General features: G+C 68.6%; 8 protein-coding genes and 1 pseudogene. 5 read left to right on the top strand and 4 right to left on the bottom strand.

Annotated elements, in window-relative coordinates; genetic code table 11:
• Positions 1 to 13: 13 nt before the first annotated feature.
• Complete coding sequence (locus tag ACIA8E_RS37940; protein WP_399305638.1) at positions 14 to 3898, bottom strand: S8 family serine peptidase; 3885 nt, start codon at positions 3896 to 3898, stop codon at positions 14 to 16.
• 77 nt (positions 3899 to 3975) lie between these two features.
• On the bottom strand, positions 3976 to 6234 hold the full coding sequence (locus ACIA8E_RS37945) for a M4 family metallopeptidase (protein WP_399305641.1): 2259 nt from the start codon (positions 6232 to 6234) through the stop codon (positions 3976 to 3978).
• A 424-nt stretch (positions 6235 to 6658) separates the two neighbouring features.
• Here ACIA8E_RS37945 and ACIA8E_RS37950 point away from each other — a divergent pair, with 424 nt between their 5' ends.
• The 4 genes from ACIA8E_RS37950 to ACIA8E_RS37965 all read left to right on the top strand — a co-directional run bounded on the left by ACIA8E_RS37950 (position 6659) and on the right by ACIA8E_RS37965 (position 14531).
• The gene (locus ACIA8E_RS37950) at positions 6659 to 6889 is read left to right on the top strand and encodes a hypothetical protein (protein ID WP_399305643.1); all 231 of its coding nucleotides are present in this window, start codon (positions 6659 to 6661) and stop codon (positions 6887 to 6889) included.
• Positions 6890 to 6964: 75 nt separating this feature from the next.
• Positions 6965 to 7360 carry a class I SAM-dependent methyltransferase gene (locus ACIA8E_RS37955; protein WP_399305646.1) on the top strand — a complete coding sequence of 132 codons (396 nt, stop codon included), beginning with the start codon at positions 6965 to 6967 and terminating at the stop codon, positions 7358 to 7360.
• Positions 7361 to 7845: 485 nt separating this feature from the next.
• Positions 7846 to 11469, top strand: coding sequence for a S8 family serine peptidase (locus ACIA8E_RS37960; protein WP_399305649.1), 3624 nt, complete (start codon positions 7846 to 7848; stop codon positions 11467 to 11469).
• Between the two features lie 155 nt (positions 11470 to 11624).
• Entirely contained in the window at positions 11625 to 14531 is a 2907-nt protein-coding gene (locus ACIA8E_RS37965) for an AAA family ATPase (RefSeq protein ID WP_399305652.1), read from the top strand.
• A 406-nt stretch (positions 14532 to 14937) separates the two neighbouring features.
• Here ACIA8E_RS37965 and ACIA8E_RS37970 read toward each other — a convergent pair whose 3' ends face one another.
• Complete coding sequence (locus tag ACIA8E_RS37970; protein ID WP_399305655.1) at positions 14938 to 15489, bottom strand: hypothetical protein; 552 nt, start codon at positions 15487 to 15489, stop codon at positions 14938 to 14940.
• A gap of 93 nt (positions 15490 to 15582) precedes the next feature.
• Between ACIA8E_RS37970 and ACIA8E_RS37975 the strand changes: the two are divergent.
• A pseudogene (locus tag ACIA8E_RS37975) lies at positions 15583 to 16244 on the top strand (transposase); the annotation flags it as partial.
• Between the two features lie 334 nt (positions 16245 to 16578).
• On the opposite strand, the gene ACIA8E_RS37980 reads toward ACIA8E_RS37975, so the two are convergent.
• The gene (locus ACIA8E_RS37980; protein ID WP_399305658.1) at positions 16579 to 17706 is read right to left on the bottom strand and encodes a hypothetical protein; all 1128 of its coding nucleotides are present in this window, start codon (positions 17704 to 17706) and stop codon (positions 16579 to 16581) included.
• Positions 17707 to 17740: the final 34 nt, after the last annotated feature.

The following is a 17740-nucleotide window of genomic DNA, read 5'->3' on the forward strand; positions in this document are numbered from 1 at the left end:
GGTTGCCGGCGACTCATTTGGCGCCGCGCTGCAGGAACGCGCGGACCACGGTCTGCTGGATACTGTTGCCGGCCGCGTCCGTTGCGGTCACCCGCAGTGTCACGTACGCGTCGCCGTGTATGTACGACGGCCGTAGCAGTTTGGCGATGAACTGTCCGTCGCTGCCGCGCCGCGCCGCGTGCGCCGTTGTCCAGCTCTTCCCGTCCTCGTAGGACGCCTCGACCTTCAGCTTCACCCCGCGCGGGGCGGGCATCCCGTCCTGCATGCGGACGTTGAAGCCGATCTTGTGGGTGCGCGCCCGGTCCACCGCGTTCTTGGCGTCGACCGGTACGACATAGTCGAGCTGGAGCAGGGGCAGCATGGTCGCGCGGGCCGCGGTGTCCGAGTGGAACGTCCACGACGTGTGCGTGTCGGTGGCGAAGTGCCAGTCGTCCGACTCGCGTGCCGTCGTCAAGTCCAGTTTGTATGTGGCCTTGCCCGGGGGCACCTCCGAGTTGCCCCAGGCACCGTTGTTGGACGCGGCGATCTGCTTGCCATTGCGGTACAGCACCGCTGTGGCGGTGTCGGGCACCGTGTCGAGCCCGCTGTTGTTCGCCGTGGCCGTGCTGGCGCCGCCTTCGCCGCCGACGCCGCCGCCGAAGGCCGGCAGCTCGGAGAACGACCAGTGTCCGGTGCCGGAGTCGTTGAACTCCGGCACGTACACCGACAGGGTGTCGCCGTTGCGCACCGACTTCAGGGCGAAGCCGCGCGGGATCGAGGGGCGGACCACCGCTCCGAACCATCGCTCCGTGGTGTGCTGACCGGGCCGGTAGGTGTGCGGGGAGTCCTGCGACCCGGCATGCAGGGCGAAGTCGACGTTCCAGACGACGTTGTGGTGCACCGTGTGGTTCCACAGCGTGTCCGCGTCGCTGCTGACGTACTCGAGGCGTTCCTGACCCACCGGCACGTAGCGGCTGTACTGGTTCCATGCGGTGTCCTGGTACTGCCGCCATCCGAACCGCTGCTCGCTTGCCCAGGTCGAGGCGCCGGTGCGGGTGTAGGTGGCACGGACCTGCGCGGTGTTGCGATCCGAGACGGTGTAGACCATCTGCTGGGGGATGGAGCCCTTCGAGACCGGCATCACATCGTACAGATACGGGCTGTGCACCGTGCCGGAGAACTCCAGCGTCGTGGTGCCCTTCTTGATGCGATCCAGCAGGGCGCCCCCGTTCTTCCAGTTGGTCCGCATCGAGGGCAGCTCCAGGCGGTCACCGTCCGGTTGCCACCGGGTCCAGGCGGCGCCTCCGGCCGGATCCCAGGCGAAGAGCACCGCTTTCGCCCCTGCCTCAGCCGCGAGCCGCGAGAACCCGGCATAGTCGCCCATGGGCCAGGCATACCGGGCCACGGCCAGCTTGCCGCGCACATTGCGGAGATCGGGCGCCGTCACCGACCCGGCGTCCACGGCGGTCAGCCGCGCGCCCTGGTCCCCGAAGACCGGGGAGAGCGGCTCGTAGTACGGGGTGAATCCCCGCGAGCTGCCGGAGAACTTCGCCCGCAGCTGCGGGGCCGTCATCTGCCAGCGCGAGGTGTACTCGAAGGCACCGTCGGTGACCGGAGCGGTGGGGCTGACGTAGAGATGATTGACGGTGTCGAAGTACAGGGCGCCCTGGAGCAGGCCGTGACCGTCGATCTGGCGGTACAGCATGGTGCTGATGACGCCGTGCTGCTCGGCGGGGCGCGGTGTGCGGATCTTCACCTCCGTGACATCGGCGGCGTTCAGCGTCACCGTCGTGTCTTTGGTGACCTTGACCTCGGGGACGACGACGTCGCCCACCTGGTCACCGTCCGAAGTCGTTTCGTAGAAACCTGAGTTGAGGTAGTACGTGCCTTCTTCGACGACGGCGACCGCCGCGTCCCTGTCGGTGTACTGCGCCCAGCCGGCGGGGCTCCAGATGTTCGGCAGCGCACCCGGCACGACCTGGCCGTTGCGGTCCCGGACGACCACGGTCAGCCGGTGCTGCGGGGCGTGCACCACGAGGGAGACCGTGGTGTGCGCCACCACGTCGCCGGCCGCGGACTTCGCGGTGACGTATCCGTAGAAGTTGCCGCGGACGGCGTGCGTCGCGTCGGTGCGCAGCGGCACGTCGGCGGTGGCGCCGGCGGCCAGTTGCACGGTGCTGGAGCCCAGGCTGACCACTCCGGGCGGGAGCACTCTGCCGGTGTCGGTGGCCAGGCCGGCCGTCAGGGAGAGGGTGAGCGGCTGATCGCCTGTGTTGGTGTAGTGGATGGTCGCGGTCTGCTGCCGCCGGGCCGCGCCGCCGATGTACAGCGGGTTCAGGGTGACGGAGCCGGTGGCCATGACCGCGCCGATGGCCGTGGCGAGGTCGATGCGACCGCCACCCTGCTCGGTCACCTTGGTGCCAGGCACCACGTGGGCGGTGCTGGTCAGGGCGTCCTTGAGCTGCTGCGCCTGCCAGTCCGGGTGCTGCTGGGCCAGCAGGGCGGCGGCGCCGGCGACGTGCGGGGTGGCCATGGAGGTCCCGGACAGCGAGACATAGTTGGCGTCGACCGGGTCGCCCAGGGTGGTGCCGGCCGCGCGGGCGGCGACGATGCCGACGCCGGGGGCCGTCACGTCGGGCTTGACCGCCCCGTCGCCGAAGCGCGGGCCCCGGCTGGAGAAGGGGGCGAGGGAATCGTCACGGTCGACGGCCCCCACGGTCAGCGCGGCGTCGGCGGCGCCCGGCGTGCCGACGGTGGACGTCCCCGGGCCGTCGTTGCCCGCCGCGACGACGAAGAGCGTGCCGGTGGAGGCGGTCAGGGTGTTGACCGCCTCACTCAGCGGGTCGGTGCCGTCGGTCTCGATGGACGCGCCGAGGCTCATGTTGACGACCTTGGCGTGCTCGTCGGTCGCCCACTCCATGCCGGCGATGATGCCCGACTCGTCACCGAAGCCGTTGTCGTCCAGCACCTTGCCGATCAGCAGGTCGGCCTTGGGGGCGACACCGCGGCGGGTCCCGCTGGACGCCACGCCGCTGCCGCCGACGATCGAGGCGACGTGCGTGCCGTGGCCGAAGTGATCACCGGTGTTCCCACTGCCGGAGAAGTCCTTGGCCTGCGTGATGCGCCCGGCGAGGTCGGGGTGAGTGACGTCAACGCCGGTGTCCAGCACGGCCACCTTGACGCCCTGGCCCTCGTAGCCCGCCTTCCACGCGGTGGGGGCGTTGATCTGCGCGGTGCTGCGGTCCAGCAGCGCCTTCACCTTGCCGTCCAGTGAGATCCGCGGGGTGACCGCCGCGCGGGCGGCGTCCGAAGATCCGCCCGGGTTCAGTGTCTTCCAGAACGTGCCCAGGTCGTGGTCGGCGATCCGCAGCGATCGCGCGTGGATGCTCTCCAGGTCGCGAGAGGGGGTCGCGGCCGCCTTGAGCGCCACGAGCCGGTCGGCCGTGGCCGTGGCGGCCTTCGACGCCTGCGCCGTGACTCTGGCTCCAGCCCGTGACGGCACCGGCTGCGAGGAGACGATCAGTGGCAGCGCGGTGGAGTGTGCCTCGTCGTAGCCATCGGCGATCAGGGCCGTCACATCGAACAGGCGTCGGTCCAGGGTTCCTGCGGACACCAGCCCTTGGGCGTCGAACGGCATCACGGTCAGTGCCTTGTCGTCCCCCTCCAGCGTCCGGAAGGGGACGTGCTCGCGTCCGGGGCCGGGCTGCACCGACGCGGTGTGCCGGCCGCCGGGCAGCGTCGTCACGGTCACCCGGTCGCCAGTCACCAGCCGTACGGTCGCGGAGTGGGCCGCCGGCGCGGCGGTGGGCGGGGTGGCGGTCCCGGTGCGGTCCAGCTGCGCCCCGAACGCGGCTGGCACGGCTCCGGCAACCAGCATCAATCCCGCTGATATTGCCGCCTTCAGGCGCAATTTGAGCATGGGTCAGATACCTCTCGTATGGCTGGAATGGTCGGGCTGGAATCCCCAGCACTGTCCGGCTGGGGACGGGGCACCACTCAGAAAGTGAGCTTCCAGCTGTTGATGTGGCCGCTGTCCAGGTGGTACGCGTCCTGGACCTTCAGCTTCCAAGTGCCGCTGGCGGTCTCACCGGAGGCATTGACGGTGTAGGTGGCGACGACGTTGGCGGCCGAGTCGAAGCCGTTGGACTTCTTCAGGTGGTAGAGGCTGCCGTCCGGGGCGACCAGGTCGACGACCAGGTCACCGCGGTAGGGGTGCACGATGTTGACGCCGACCGCCAGGGTGCTCGGCGCGTTACCCGCCCGGCCGGCGACCTTGATCGGGGAGTACACGGCCGCGCCGGCGTCCGGGACCTGCACGTCGGTGGTGTTCGTGAAGACGTTGCCGCCGGCCGTGGAGACACCCCAGCCGAAGGTCGCCGAGCCGGCGACCTTGAAGGAGTCCGTGACCTTGACCGTCACGGTACTGAGGCCGACACCCGTCGGCGTGCCGGAGATCAGGCCCGTGGTCGCATTGATCGACAGACCCGCCGGTAGGCCGGTGGCAGAGTACGTCAGCGCTCCGGGATTGTTGCTACCCGCCTGGACCTGCACGCTCACGGGGGTCTTGACGACCGTGTTCTGGTCCGCCGGCTTGGTGACCGTGACGCGGGCCACGACGCCGATGGCGGCCCAGGTGTCGGCGACCGTCTTGTAGGTGGCGCTGCCGGCGCCCCACAGGTCGGCGGCGGCCTGCAGGGTCTGGGTACGGGCGCCCGAGTAGTCGGTGGTGGAGGTGAAGCGCTCGGTCAGGGCCTTGTACCAGAGCTTGGCGGCGTTCTCCCGGCCGATGCCGGGCACCGCCACACCATCGGCGGTGGGGCTGTTGTAGCTGACGCCGTTGATCACCTTCGCGCCGCTGCCCTCGGACAGCAGGTAGAAGAAGTGGTTCGCCGGGCCGGACGAGTAGTGCACATCCAGATTGCCGAGGCCGGGGGACCAGTTGTCCGGCGAAATACCGTCCCGCGAGGGCTTGTCCTGGTAGCGCAGCGGGGTGCCGTCACCATAGAGGTCGATCTTCTCGCCGATGAGGTAGTCGCCGACATCGCTGGCGTTGTCGGCGTAGAACTCGACCGACGTGCCGAAAATGTCCGAGGTCGCCTCGTTGAGACCCCCGGACTCACCCCCGTACACCAGACCCGCCGTGGCGGCGGTGACGCCGTGACTCATCTCGTGGCCGGCGACATCGACTGAGGTCAGCGGGTGGTTGTCGTCGGCGCCGTCACCGTAGGTCATGCAGAAGCAGCCGTCGTCCCAGAAGGCGTTCTCATAGCCGACGCCGAAGTGGGTGCGGGAGTAGGCGGCGACACCGTCGTTGCGGATGCCGCTGCGGCCCATCACGTTCTTGTAGAAGTCCCAGGTGACTTGCGCGCCATAAGCGGCGTCCACACCGGCGGTCTCGGCGTTGGACGGCGAGCCGTCCCCCCAGGTGTCGGTGGAGTTGGTGAACAGGGTGCCGGTACCCGAGCCGCCGTGGCTCATGTCGTACGTATTGTGTCCGCCACGGGTGTTGTCGGTCATGCTGTACGTCGAGCCCGACAGCGTGGTCCCCAAGGTGACCTTGCCGCTGTACTCACTGTTGCCGGCGCCGGTCTCGATCCCCTGATACTCGAACAGCTTGGCGCCGGTCTTCGCATCCGAGATGACGTGCAGCCGGCTCGGGGTGCCGTCGTCCTGCAGGCCGCCGACCACGGACTCCCAGGCCAGGACCGGGGCTCCGGAGGCCGCCCAGACCACCTTGCGGGAGCTGGTTACCGTCGGGCTGGTGGCCCCTTTGTCCTTGGCGCGGCCGATAGCGAGGGTTTTCGCCGAAGCGGCGGAACGGGTCGCGCTGGTGCTCGGCACGCTGATGCGCGCGTTGGTGGCCTTGTCGGCCCCTTTCGAGGTCCCGTCGGCAGCCGTGTGCACGATCAAGTCGCCGCCGAGGACCGGGAGTCCCGCGAAGGTGCGCTCGTAGCGGGTGTGCACGGAGCCATCGGCGTCCTTGAGGACCGACTTGGGGACCAGCTGTTCCTGTGCTCCCAGGTGCAGCGACCGGGCGGTGGCCGCTCGGTCAGCCAGAGCCGCTCCGAGGAGCTTCGCCTGCTCCGCGGCTGAGAGCTGGACGGGCAGTGCGCCTGCCCGGGGCTGGACCCGGACCGCACTGGCGTGCGCCTGGGGCGTACCGGCCATCGCGGTGCCGGACGACGCGGTGACAGCGAGCACCGTTGCGCCAGCTATCAGCGCGCCTGCGACCGACTTGCGAGGGGATCGTCTCACTCGGACTCCTTCTGCGGCGGCCACTGGATGGCGGCCGGCGAACAGCTTGGGTAGGGGGCGTTCGGCGCTGCCCGGTTGGAACTGACGGCGTGGATAGGCCATATGTGGCCGCTGTGGAGGCGATTACTGCGCTGTAAAAACACGATGCGTACGGCTAGAGGTAAAACCCTCCGAAAGGATTGGCTGACAGTGCCTGAATCGTCACTAGTGCCGGGTGTCGTACCTGCGACATGTCTCATTAGCGACACGCGTCGCCCGCACGACGCCGCGACACTGTCAGTGCGACGTGGACTGCCAGGAATTACGTGTGTCCCGTCCCGAAGGAAGCCGCCTGTCGGGCCGGCCTCGATCTGCTCACCGATGCGATCCGCACCACACCCTCTCCTGGCCGGTAACCTCATCCGGCCTGGTCTGAGCCACGTGCGTGCTCTCCGCACTGTCGGATACCTTGCTGACGCAGCGCTCTGGCCGACAGGACAGGAATCCCAAAACCACCGCACCCATACCGGCCGCTGACGTGGCGCGCCACACCGTCCCGTCGCAGGATTACCCGATCCCGTATTTCACCCAGATCCTGGCGCCGTCGGCCGAGGTGAATGGCGTCACCGAACCCTGTGATGTGACCCGCAACTACCGGACAAAGGCGCAGAGTTAGGGACGGGATTGTGCGGCGCTTCGCCGGTTCCTTCCCGGGTTCGGCACGTCGGCGACGTCTCGGCAGGATGGTGCGATGGCAAGCCCGAATCAGCGTGACCTCGGGCGGGTGTTCAACGAGGTGCCGGAGCTCTACTGCCGGGTTCGGCCGGGTTATCCTGACGAGTTGTTCGCGGACCTCGTCACCGTCACCGGCAGGGACGAAAGGTCGTCGGTGCTTGAGGTGGGCTGCGGTAGCGGTCAGGCGACGCGTTCGCTGGCATTGCTCGGCTGCTCAGTGACCGCGATCGAGGCAGGAGCGGAAATGGCTGCACTCGCTCGCCAACGGATCGCCGCCTTCCGGAAGGTCGAGGTCGAGACGTGGACGCACACATCGCCGACATCCGGGGCGGCCGGTGATTCCCCGGCTCCGAGCTGGGCGTCGCTCGAAACTAGGGCACTGACGACACGAGGCCTCGCCCCTGCAGCGTAAGCACCCGCTGTCCACGATCAGGGGCGACTTCAAGTTGCGAATCCCGCGCTTGACATGGACGGTCACGCGCCTGTCCGGAATACGTGAGACCCCTCAGCAGACCAGGACGGTCTGCGGTGATCCTTCTGGAATGTCGCCTTTCGGGCCAGGACGAATCAGGTGGAGATCGTAGCGTTCACAGGTGAGGGTGAGCGCACAGTCAGCAGGAGTCGACGGCGCACGGGTACCTGAGCAGCCACGAGTTGGTCATGCAGTCGAATGACCGATGCAACCCTGGGCCCGGGTGCGTGATCGATGCATGAACCCCCAGGTGGTCGCGGAGGGCGCCCGACAACGTACGTGCTCTTGCGTTTCACCTCACCCGAGGGGTCTCCTTGCCTAACGTTCCCATTTCCCGGCCAGGGCCGATCGCGCTTGCCGCGGTCGCCGCTCTGACGATAGGGGTCATACCAGCCACCGCCGCGGTACCGGCGGACATCAGTCCCATGCCGTCCGTCGGGGCCGTTCACGAGCCGGCAGGAAGCGGCGGCACGCACAGCGTCACCCTGATCACCGGTGACAAGGTCACGATCGGCACCGCCGCCGACGGCACCACCGTCCGGTCCTTCGAGAGCCCGAATGGAACCACCACCGGTTTCCACCGCTCAGTCATCGACGGCTCGACGTATGTCTACCCCGACGCCGCTCTGCCCTACGTCAGCGCGGGGAAGCTCGACAAGCAGCTGTTCAACGTGACGCAGCTGATTGCTGACGGTTACGACGACGCGCACGCGAAACGGTTGCCGCTCATCGTCCGCTACACCGACGCCGCCGCCAAATCCCGGACCCAGCCGAAGGTGGCCGGCTCGACCGTCGGCCGCCGGCTGGCCAGCATTCAAGGTGCGGGCGTCGCCGAGAGCCGCGAGCAGGCGTCGGCGTTCTGGTCCGCGCTCACCGGCGGTTCCGCCGCGGCGGCCCGATCGGCGAACCCGGCCTTCGCGGGTGGTATCGCCAAGATCTGGCTCGACGGCAAGGTGAAGGCCGACCTGGCCGACTCGACCGCCCAGATCGGCGCGCAGCAGATCTGGGCGCAGGGGAACACCGGCAAGGGCGTCAAGGTCGCAGTGCTCGACACCGGTGTGGACGCCGAACATCCCGACCTTGTCGGGAAGTTCGATGCCACCGCCAGCTTCGTGCCGGGCGAGCAGGAGATGACCGACTACGTCGGCCACGGCACCCACGTCGCCTCGACGATCGCCGGCACCGGCAGCGCCTCCGACGGAAAGGAGCGGGGCGTCGCCCCCGGTGCCCGGCTGGATGTCGGCAAGGTGCTCGACGGCAGGGGCCAGGGGCAGGAGTCCTGGCTCATCGCGGGCATGGAATGGGCCGCCCGAGACCAGCAAGCCAAGATCATCAGCATGAGCCTGGGCGGCAAAGGCGACGGCGCCGATCCGCTGAGCCAGGCGGTCAACCAGCTCAGCGCCGAGACCGGCGCGCTGTTCGTCGTCGCGGCGGGCAACGCCGGCCCGCACAACATCGGCAGCCCCGGTGCCGCGGACTCCGCGCTGACCGTCGGCGCCGTCGACTCGGCGGATCACCTCGCCGACTTCTCCAGCCAGGGCCCGCGTAACGTCGACGGAGGGCTGAAGCCCGAAATCACCGCCCCCGGCGTCAACATCCTGGCGGCCCGCTCCAAGGACAGCTCGGTCGGCTCCGGCTACTACACCACGATGAGCGGCACGTCGATGGCGACGCCGCACGTCGCCGGCGCCGCCGCGCTGCTGGCCGCAGCCCACCCCGACTGGACCGGCCCGCAGCTGAAGGACGCGCTGGTCAGCAGCACCAAGGCCACCCCTTCGTACACCCCGTACCAGGCGGGCAGTGGACGGCTCGACGCCCTGGCGGCAGTGCACGCCTCGGTCTTCGCTACCGCCAGCGCCTACTCCGGCTTCCACGCATGGCCCACGAAGCCCGCAGAGACCGACGTCCAGAAGGTGACGTACACCAATGCCGGCGATGCCCCGGTCAGCCTCGACCTGGCGATCAACGCTGCTGTCGCGGCGGAGGGGTTCTCCCTTTCCGATGACCGGGTGACCATTCCCGCGCACGGCACCACCTCGGTGACCCTCACCGCGGCGCTGGACCGCATACCGACCTTCCAGCCGGTCAGCGGCATGATCACCGGTACGGACAGCGCCGGAGTGGTCCGTACCCGGACCCTGATCGGCGCCGTCAGGGAGGGACAGCGGCACGACCTGACCATCATCGCGAAGGACCGTTCGGGCAAGCCGCTCTCCGGCCAGGTCACCATCGTCTCGGAGCACAACATGCCGACGGTGACGCTCGACGCATCCGGCACCGGCAGCGCGCACCAACTGCCCACCGGTACCTACAGCGGATGGCTCCGTGCCAACGTGCAGGGGGCCAACGGGCCCCACTCGCTGGGTTTGGCACTGCTCCCCTTCACCGGCGTCCAGTTGGACCAAGACCGGACCATCACCCTGGACGCCCGGAAGGCTCGTCAGGTCAAGGCACACGTGCCGAGTGGGGCCACAGCGGTCCTGTCGCGGATGGACGTCAGCCAGTCGTTCGGCGGCGGCAATTCGGCGGCCGACTCGTTCATGCCCGGGTCTGTCTCGGAGGAACAAGATGTAGACGCCTACGACAGCATTTGGGCGCTCCCGACCGACAAGAAAGCCACCGACGGGTTCAAGTTCGGCGCCCGCTTCCGTCTTGAGCAGCCGGCGCTGACCGTGAGCAGGGGGTCGGAAAGCTACGACGATCTGCTGGTCAAGCGCGCGGCCAGGCCGCTTCCGGCCGGCACCCGGAAGCTGACGGCGATCTTCGCCGGTGAGGGTACGACCAAGGACCTGGCCCGGAGGAATGTCCGCGGCAAGACCGTGGTGGTACGGCGCAGCGACGCCATCGGAATCGAGGAGCAGGCGAAGACTGCCGCGGCGGCGGGCGCACGGGTGCTCCTGGTCGTCAACGATGGCATCGGCCGACTGCAGCCTTGGAACGAGCCTGCCGACAGCACTGAGAGCCCGGCCCCGCTGACGGTGGCGACGCTCAACTCCGACCAGGGCGGTGACCTGATCGACGCGCTCGGCCGGGGCAGCGTTGAGCTGAAGGTCACCTCGCATCCCACCACCGACTACCTCTACGACGTGGTGCACCACTGGTCCGGCGCCGTTCCGACGGACCCGACCTGGCGGGTGAAGCCGAGCGACCTGGCCCGGGTCGACGTCTCGTTCCGCAACTACCGGCCGGGGAAGGCGTACGAGTACCGCAACGACATCTCGGACGGCTGGGGCGGTACCTGGAGGGCATTCCCGGCGCCCGCCCAGGGAGAGCGGACCGACTGGGTCACCGGGGACACGGACTGGGTGGACGAAGCCGGCACCTACGGCGAGACCACGCAGCAGTCGCTCAATCCCCTCCACTACCTGGCGGGGAAGACCGACAAGGTCAGTTGGTTCGGCCCGATCCAGCGGCCCCGGATGAGTTCGTACATCAATCCACCGACACGCTACGGCGACAACCTCATCATCCGCGTGCCTGGTTGGGGGGACTCCGGGGCTGGCCATGTCGGCAACGCCTACAACAACTTCGACGTCCAGGACTGGGTGGGGCTCTACCAGGGTGATCAGCTACTCATGTGGGGCAACGCCGAGAAGGCGGTGGCGTTCGGGCTCGCCCCGGAGCGGCTGCCCTACCGGGTGGTGGTCGACAACGACCGTGGCGCCTGGGCCAACCCCTACTCGACGCACACGCTGACCGAGTGGAACTTCACCTCCGCAGCCGCTGAAGCCGAGCCCGTACCGCTGATCCAGCTCGACTACGGCGTGGACACCGACAAGGCCGGCCGGGCGGACCGGCAGACCCAGCTGACGGTGACCGCCTCCCACTTGTCCGGCACGACAGCCGCCATCGGCAAGCCCTCGCTCGAGGTCTCATACGACGACGGGGCGACCTGGCAGGGGGCCGAGCTGGGCCACAAGGGTGACGGATGGCGGACGGCCCTGCACGCGCCGAAGTCCGCGCGCTTCGTCACGCTCCGGGTCACCGCCAAGGACAGTGCCGACAACAGCGTCTCGCAGACAATCACCCGGGCCTTCGGCCTGCGCTGACGTCACCTGACGTAACAACCCTGCCGGGCGGGGCCGCAGCCGGCGGCCCCGCCCGGAACGACTTCTGTGGACCAGCTGCACGCCAAGAGCCCCGCACACCGGGACAGCCCGTCGAGCTGCTGACCAGCCACCAGCCGAACCCTTGGAAGCGCTACTTGAGATCCGTTACCGCACCGGCGACATCACCGGTAAGCCGCCGCCCCCGTTTTGTCGGACGCGACATGGAACTGAGGCGTGTGACGGACGCGCTGCGGCAATCGCCCGCACTTGTGCTGGTGGAGGGCGAGGCGGGCATCGGCAAGAGCCGCTTGGTGCAGGAGGCCTTGGCGGCGGCCGCCACCGAAGGTCCGCGCACGCTGATGGCGGTGTGCCCGCCGTTTCGCGAGGCGCTGACCCTCGGCCCGATCGTTGACGCCGCCCGGCAGGCCGCACCGAGTGGCGCCGATGTGGCGGACCTCGGACTGTCGGCGTTGGCCGGTTCCCTGCGGCCGCTGTTCCCTGAATGGGCGGACGGTCTGCCGTCCGCGCCGGAGCCACTGGCCGATGCCGGCGCCGCCCGGCATCGGCTGATCCGGGCCTTCACCGAACTCCTGGACCGTCTCGGAATCGACGTCCTGGTCGTCGAGGACGTGCACTGGGCGGACGAGGCGACGCTGGAGTTCCTGCTGTTCCTGGCCTCCCGGCAGCCGTTCCCGCTCACTTTGGTGATGACCTGCCGACCCGAGGAGGTGGCCGCCGACTCCCTGCTGCTGCGCCTGTCCTCCCGGGTACCGACGGGTGCGGGGATCAGCCACGCACGTGTCGGCCTGACCGGACTCGCGGTGTCGGACACCGCGGAGCTCGTGTCGTCGATGCTGGACGACGAACACGTCTCCACCGAGTTCGCCACATTCCTGCACGACCGTACCGAGGGCGTGCCGCTCGCGCTGGAGGAGTGCGTCCGACTGCTGCGGGACCGGGCCGACCTGGTCCGGCGGGACGGCGAATGGATGCGGCGCACCCTCGACGAGATCGCCGTGCCACCGACGATCCGGGACGCCGTCACCGAGCGAGTGGCCCGGCTCGGGGCCGACGCCCGGCGGGTACTGCTGGCCGCTGCCGTCCTGAGCGAACCGGCGGAGGTGACAACGCTGGGGACGGTCAGCGGGCTGACCGGGGCGGGGAGCGGTCAGGATGCGGGCATCGAGGGCCGGACGACCCGTCCGGCAGATTCCGCCATCGCACCGGCCTGGGGGTCCGCCGCCGCCATGGTGATCGAATCAGCTGTCTCCGACGCGGTGGACAGTGGCCTGCTGGTCGAGGACGGCTCAGGTTCGGGCCGGATCGCGTTCCGGCATACGCTCGCCGCCCGGACGGTGTATGACCGGACGTCGGCCTCCGAACGGCGCGCCGCCCACCGCCGCGCCGCCGCGCTGCTTGAGACCGCCCGGCCCCGGCCCGTCGACCGGCTCGCCCATCACTTCCGTCAGGCCGGCGAAATCATGCGGTGGTGCGAGTACGCCGAGCAGGCGGCGGACATCGCCCTCGCGTCCGGTGACCACGTCACCGCCCTCACCTTTCTGCACGAATTGATCAACGAACCGGGGCTCCCCGCGGAAGCGATCGCCTCACTGGTGCGGAAGATGCCGTTCCAGGCGTTCACCGGCTACACCCGGCGTGCGGATGTCCTCGCCACACTGCGCGCCGTCCTCGAAACAAACCGGCTCAGCGCGCGCGACCGCGCCGAAGTGCGCAGCCAGCTCGCTCAGATCCTCATCCAACTCGGTGAGTACGCCGCCGCTGCGGCGGAGTTGGAGCCGGCGATACCGGACCTCGTCGACGGGACGTACGCCGGCGCCTGGGCGATGACCGCGCTCGGATATCCGGTGCTGAGCGGAACATGGCCGGCCAAGACCCATCTGGGCTGGCTGGAGCGGGCCCGGCAGTTCACCGCCGGTGCGGCGCTCTCCCCGCATGAGCGGCTGTCCTTGCTGGTCAACCGCACGACCGCACTGCTCGAACTCGGCGAGGAATCGGGCTGGGTGCTCGCCGATGAACTGGGCGACGACGAGTCGACACCACAACTGGCCCTCCAACGTGGGCGCGCCGAACTGAACATCGGCGATGCGGCGATCCGGTGGGGACGGTACGCGGAGGCCCGGCGGCGGCTGACGAGCGCCGTCGACGTCGCGGGGCGACACGCGTACCAATTGCTCGCAGACCTGGCAAGAGTGACGCTCCTCCACCTCGACTACTTGACCGGGGCGTGGCAGGGACTTGCCGAGCGGGCCGGACAGTGGTCGGACGTGGCCGAAGAGCCCTTGTGCCGGCTGCAGGCCCTGCTGGTGGTGGCTCAGGTGAAACTGGCGACGGCGGGCGCGGATGAGGAGGTCGAAGATCTGCTGCGGACGGTGCGGGAGGAGGGCGAACGCCGCGGCGCCATCGGCCTGTGGCTGGAGCCCGCCGCGGCACAGGCACGGCTCAAACTCGCCGCGGGTGAGCCCGAGGAGGCACTCGCACTGACCGAGGACCCCATCCGTCTGGTCATGCGCAAGAGCATCTGGTTCTGGGCGACAGATGTCGCACCCGTGCGAGTGGCCGCACTGTCGGCGGCCGGGCGGCATACGGAGGCGGAGCGCCTCGTGACCGCGTTCCAGGACGGGCTGAACGGGCAGCACGCGCCCGCTGCGCATGCGGGACTGCAGGAGTGCCGCGCGGTGCTCGCCGAGGGCCAAGAAGAGTTCGACGCGGCGGCGCGGGCGTGGGGCAACGCGGCCCAGGCATGGTCGCAGCTGCCGAGGCCGTACGCAGCGGCACGGGCGCAGGAGGGCGTCGAGCGCTGCACACCTGCCGCGCGGGGCGAGAGACGCGGCGGACGGCACGGATACGGAAATCAGCTTTCGCCACGGGAGGTGGAGGTGGTGCGGCTGATGCTGCGAGGGCTGACGAACCGTCAGATAGCGGTTGAGCTGTCGAGGTCACCCAGCACCGTCACGACGCAGTTGAAGTCGGCCATGCGCAAATACGGGGTGACATCCAGAACGGCGCTGGCCGTGCACGTGACACAGGCGGGGAGCGTCTGATCGGCGCGGACTCATTCCTGCACGTCCACGCATTCTTTAGCCCATTTTGGCCGATCGCTCACGCCGCTTGCCGAACTCATACTCGCAGGCGGACCGTGTTTGTCCGGGACACGGTAACTGAGGGTTGTTCATGAATGTCGGCAAAGACATGAGTTCGTCTGAGCGCGAACTTCACGACGATCGCGACGAGCCCGAGGGCGCAGACGCAGAGGGTGCCGACCGCGATGAGCTCTCCGGCTACGAACCGCTCTGACTCCGCCCGACCCCGACTGAAGGGTTGTCTTTTCATGCTAGGACGTGGGCACTTGCGCGCTCCTGTTTCGTTCCTCATAGCCGCCTACCTAAGGGCTGTCCCACGAAGATCTTGGCTCCGAGTAAGGCGGAGCTTGAAGAGCGGGTGAGGTGCTCAGCCGGTGGTTCGTGGGGTGGCCAGGGACCGGGCGAAGTCGGCGAGTGCGCGGAAGTCGTTCTCCCGTAGGCCGATCCGCGGGTTGACGTGGTGCAGGAGCCCGGGCCCTTGGTGGTGGGCGGTCACGTACGTCTGATCCAGCTCGCTTTGCTCGTCGTCCACCCAGGCGAAAGGACGGCCGTTGGCGTAGTTGACCAGCGGTTCGGTCTTCCAGTGGACTCCATCGGGGCGTTCTTGGAGCAGGGCGTCGCCGAAGTCGACGAAGGGTAGTTCCGGAAGGCCGATGATCGGTGCGATCCACCGATTGGCGTCGTCCATCCACGTGGTGGCCCAGCACAGCTCGAAACCGAGCTGGAGCAGGTTTCGTCCGTGCTCTGGGTTGAGCCAGACACGTAGGGGGCGTCGTCGGGACGAGAGGCCCCTGTCGTCCTCATGGGCGTCGTTCCGGGGAACTCTGAGTGTGGTGTAGCCGTCGGGGCGCCTCTCCGGCTGGGCTGCGTAAGGGTTGAGCGGCCCGTCCACGTCGAGGAACAGCAGCGGTCGGTTCACGGTTTCCCCCGGGTCTTGCTCACTGTGGACTGCCCCGATCAGCGTAGCTGTGGGATTGTCTCGGTGTTGGGTCGGCTGAGCGATGATCACGATGTGGCGAGTGGGATCACGGCAGCAGAGCCGTCCTGGATAAGCCCGTTCGCCGGGCTGAGCCCGCGCTGCTTCGGCAAGCTGCTGACCACGCTGCGGCGTGACAAAGCAGATCTGGTCCACCGAGGCCGGCCGTGGGCCTGCCGCTGGAGGACCGGGCGCTGCTGGTCACGGCCTATTGGCGTACCAATCTGACGCTGCGGCAGCTCGCTCCGCTGTTTGGCGTCCCGAAGTCCACGGCTGGCCGAGTCGTCAACCACATCGGACCCCTGCCCGTGCTCCGGCCCCGCAAGCGGTTCGCCAAGGACACCACTCTCATAGTGGATGGCACCCTGGTCCCCACCCGCGACCACACCATCGCCGAGCGGTCGAAGAACTACCGGTACTCCACCAACCACCAGGTCGTCATCGACGCCGACACCCGCCTGGTCGTTGTGGTCGGCCGGCCACTCGCCGGGAACCGCAACGACTGCAAGGCATGGGAGGAGTCCGGCGCCAAGGCCGCCGTCGGCAGAACCCTCACGATCGCCGACGGCGGCTACCCGGGAACCGGACTCGTCATCCCGCACCGTCGCGACCGCGGCCAGACCGAGCTCCCAGCTTGGAAAGAAGACCGCAACAGGACCCACAAACAGGTCCGAGCCCGTGTCGAGCACGTCTTCGCGGTCGGCGTCCCACACTTCGGGCACAGCACCGCCTCGTGCCGGGTTCACGCCGATAGGCGGACTGCCCCACCCTGGCCCGTCACATTCTCAACGGCCAGTGCCGATAACCCAGAAAACAGTGTCCCCATAAGTGAGTTGACGTCGGGCATGCGATGCCGACGATTTCGGCCACACTTCGTCACCACCGATTACGGGACAGAGCCGATTACGGGACGGAGCCGTTGATTGGACAGTCCCGCGTCCTGCCTCCACTGCACCGCACGGTAGCCGATGGATCCGGGACGAGCGGGTCTAAGGCCCGATGTCGCCTGTCGTGTGCGTGGACGCCGTGGGGTCAGGAGCCGGCGCGTCGCCACGTGGGGGCGAGGGCGATCTGCTGGAGTTGCCCGATTTTCAGGGCGGGTTCGGTGCGGCTGGCTGGCAGCTTGTAGGCGCCCGCGTTGACTGCCGAGATCACGACGCGCAGGCCGTCCTTGCGGAAAGTGTCGACGCTCCACTCGACCGCGCCCTTGCCTCCTTGAGAAGGAGGACTCTTCCGGACAGTGACGCGGGTGCCGTCGGATTGAGTGTCGGCCTTTTCGAACAGTTTTGTCATGTTGGCGTCGTCGGGCTTCCACCGCTGGACGTTCACGGCGACAAGGCTCTTGCCGTGGCCGTCATCGACCACAACGTGTCCGAACCCTTGCGACCCGCCCTCCTGCGCGGCATGCAGCCCCGCCGGCAGGAGTTCTTTGATGACGTGGGTGATCTGCGCTCCGGTCATCTCCGAGACCGATCCCGTCCGGGGACCTCCGGTACGCGGTGCGGGCATCGCCGAGAGAAGGGGCTTCCACGCCGTGTCGGTGGCAATCGCCGAGAGCTGCTCAAGGCTCAATGGAAGTGCCGTGTTGCCGGCCGCGGTCTTACCGTCCAGACCGCCGGTCTCGGACACAAAGACCTGCGTGCCATCCTTATGGGTCAGCAGCACGGAGCGGACCTTGCCGCCGGACGGCTTGTCCTCGTCCCGCGGTGACTGGTCCCGTACGAGCCGTGCCCCGCCGGGCAGTTGGGACTGCGCGCACTGGCTGTAGGGATGGTAAGCCGTGTCAGGGCACTGCGCGAGCTGCGCGGGGACGGGGAGGGGGTACCTGTTGAGGGCTACCGTCACCTTCGCGGCCTTCCCGCCCACCTCGAGGATCAGCTCGGCGGAGGGCGGCGACCCAGGCCTGCCACCCTGCCCCTGCCCGTGCTGCGCCGAATACTTCCCCTGAGGAAGCAGGCTTTCAAGCAAGTACACCATCTGCTGGGCCGATGCCGGTGTCGGTGTGAGGCTGCGCGGCTGGCTGTCGGAGTGCGCGGGGCCGCAGCCGGCGAGCACCGCGGTGCTCAGGCCGATCGACAGGACCGCTGGGACTGTTCTCCACCGCCCGGCAGAGCCGCCAAAGCTCTGCCACGCCGCGCGGGCACCGTCCAGCAGACGCACGGACGTCGTCGCTGGATGAGTTCCCGGCAGTGCA

It is taken from the genome of Streptomyces sp. NPDC051664 (assembly GCF_044453545.1).
Classification (GTDB): domain Bacteria; phylum Actinomycetota; class Actinomycetes; order Streptomycetales; family Streptomycetaceae; genus Streptomyces.

What these genes read in the sequence shown, in the direction of transcription:
- ACIA8E_RS37940 (WP_399305638.1), bottom strand. Translation starts at nt 3,898, where the DNA reads ATGCTCAAATTGCGCCTGAAGGCGGCAATATCAGCGGGATTGATGCTG.
- ACIA8E_RS37955 (WP_399305646.1), top strand. Translation starts at nt 6,965, where the DNA reads ATGGCAAGCCCGAATCAGCGTGACCTCGGGCGGGTGTTCAACGAGGTG.
- ACIA8E_RS37960 (WP_399305649.1), top strand. Translation starts at nt 7,846, where the DNA reads ATGCCGTCCGTCGGGGCCGTTCACGAGCCGGCAGGAAGCGGCGGCACG.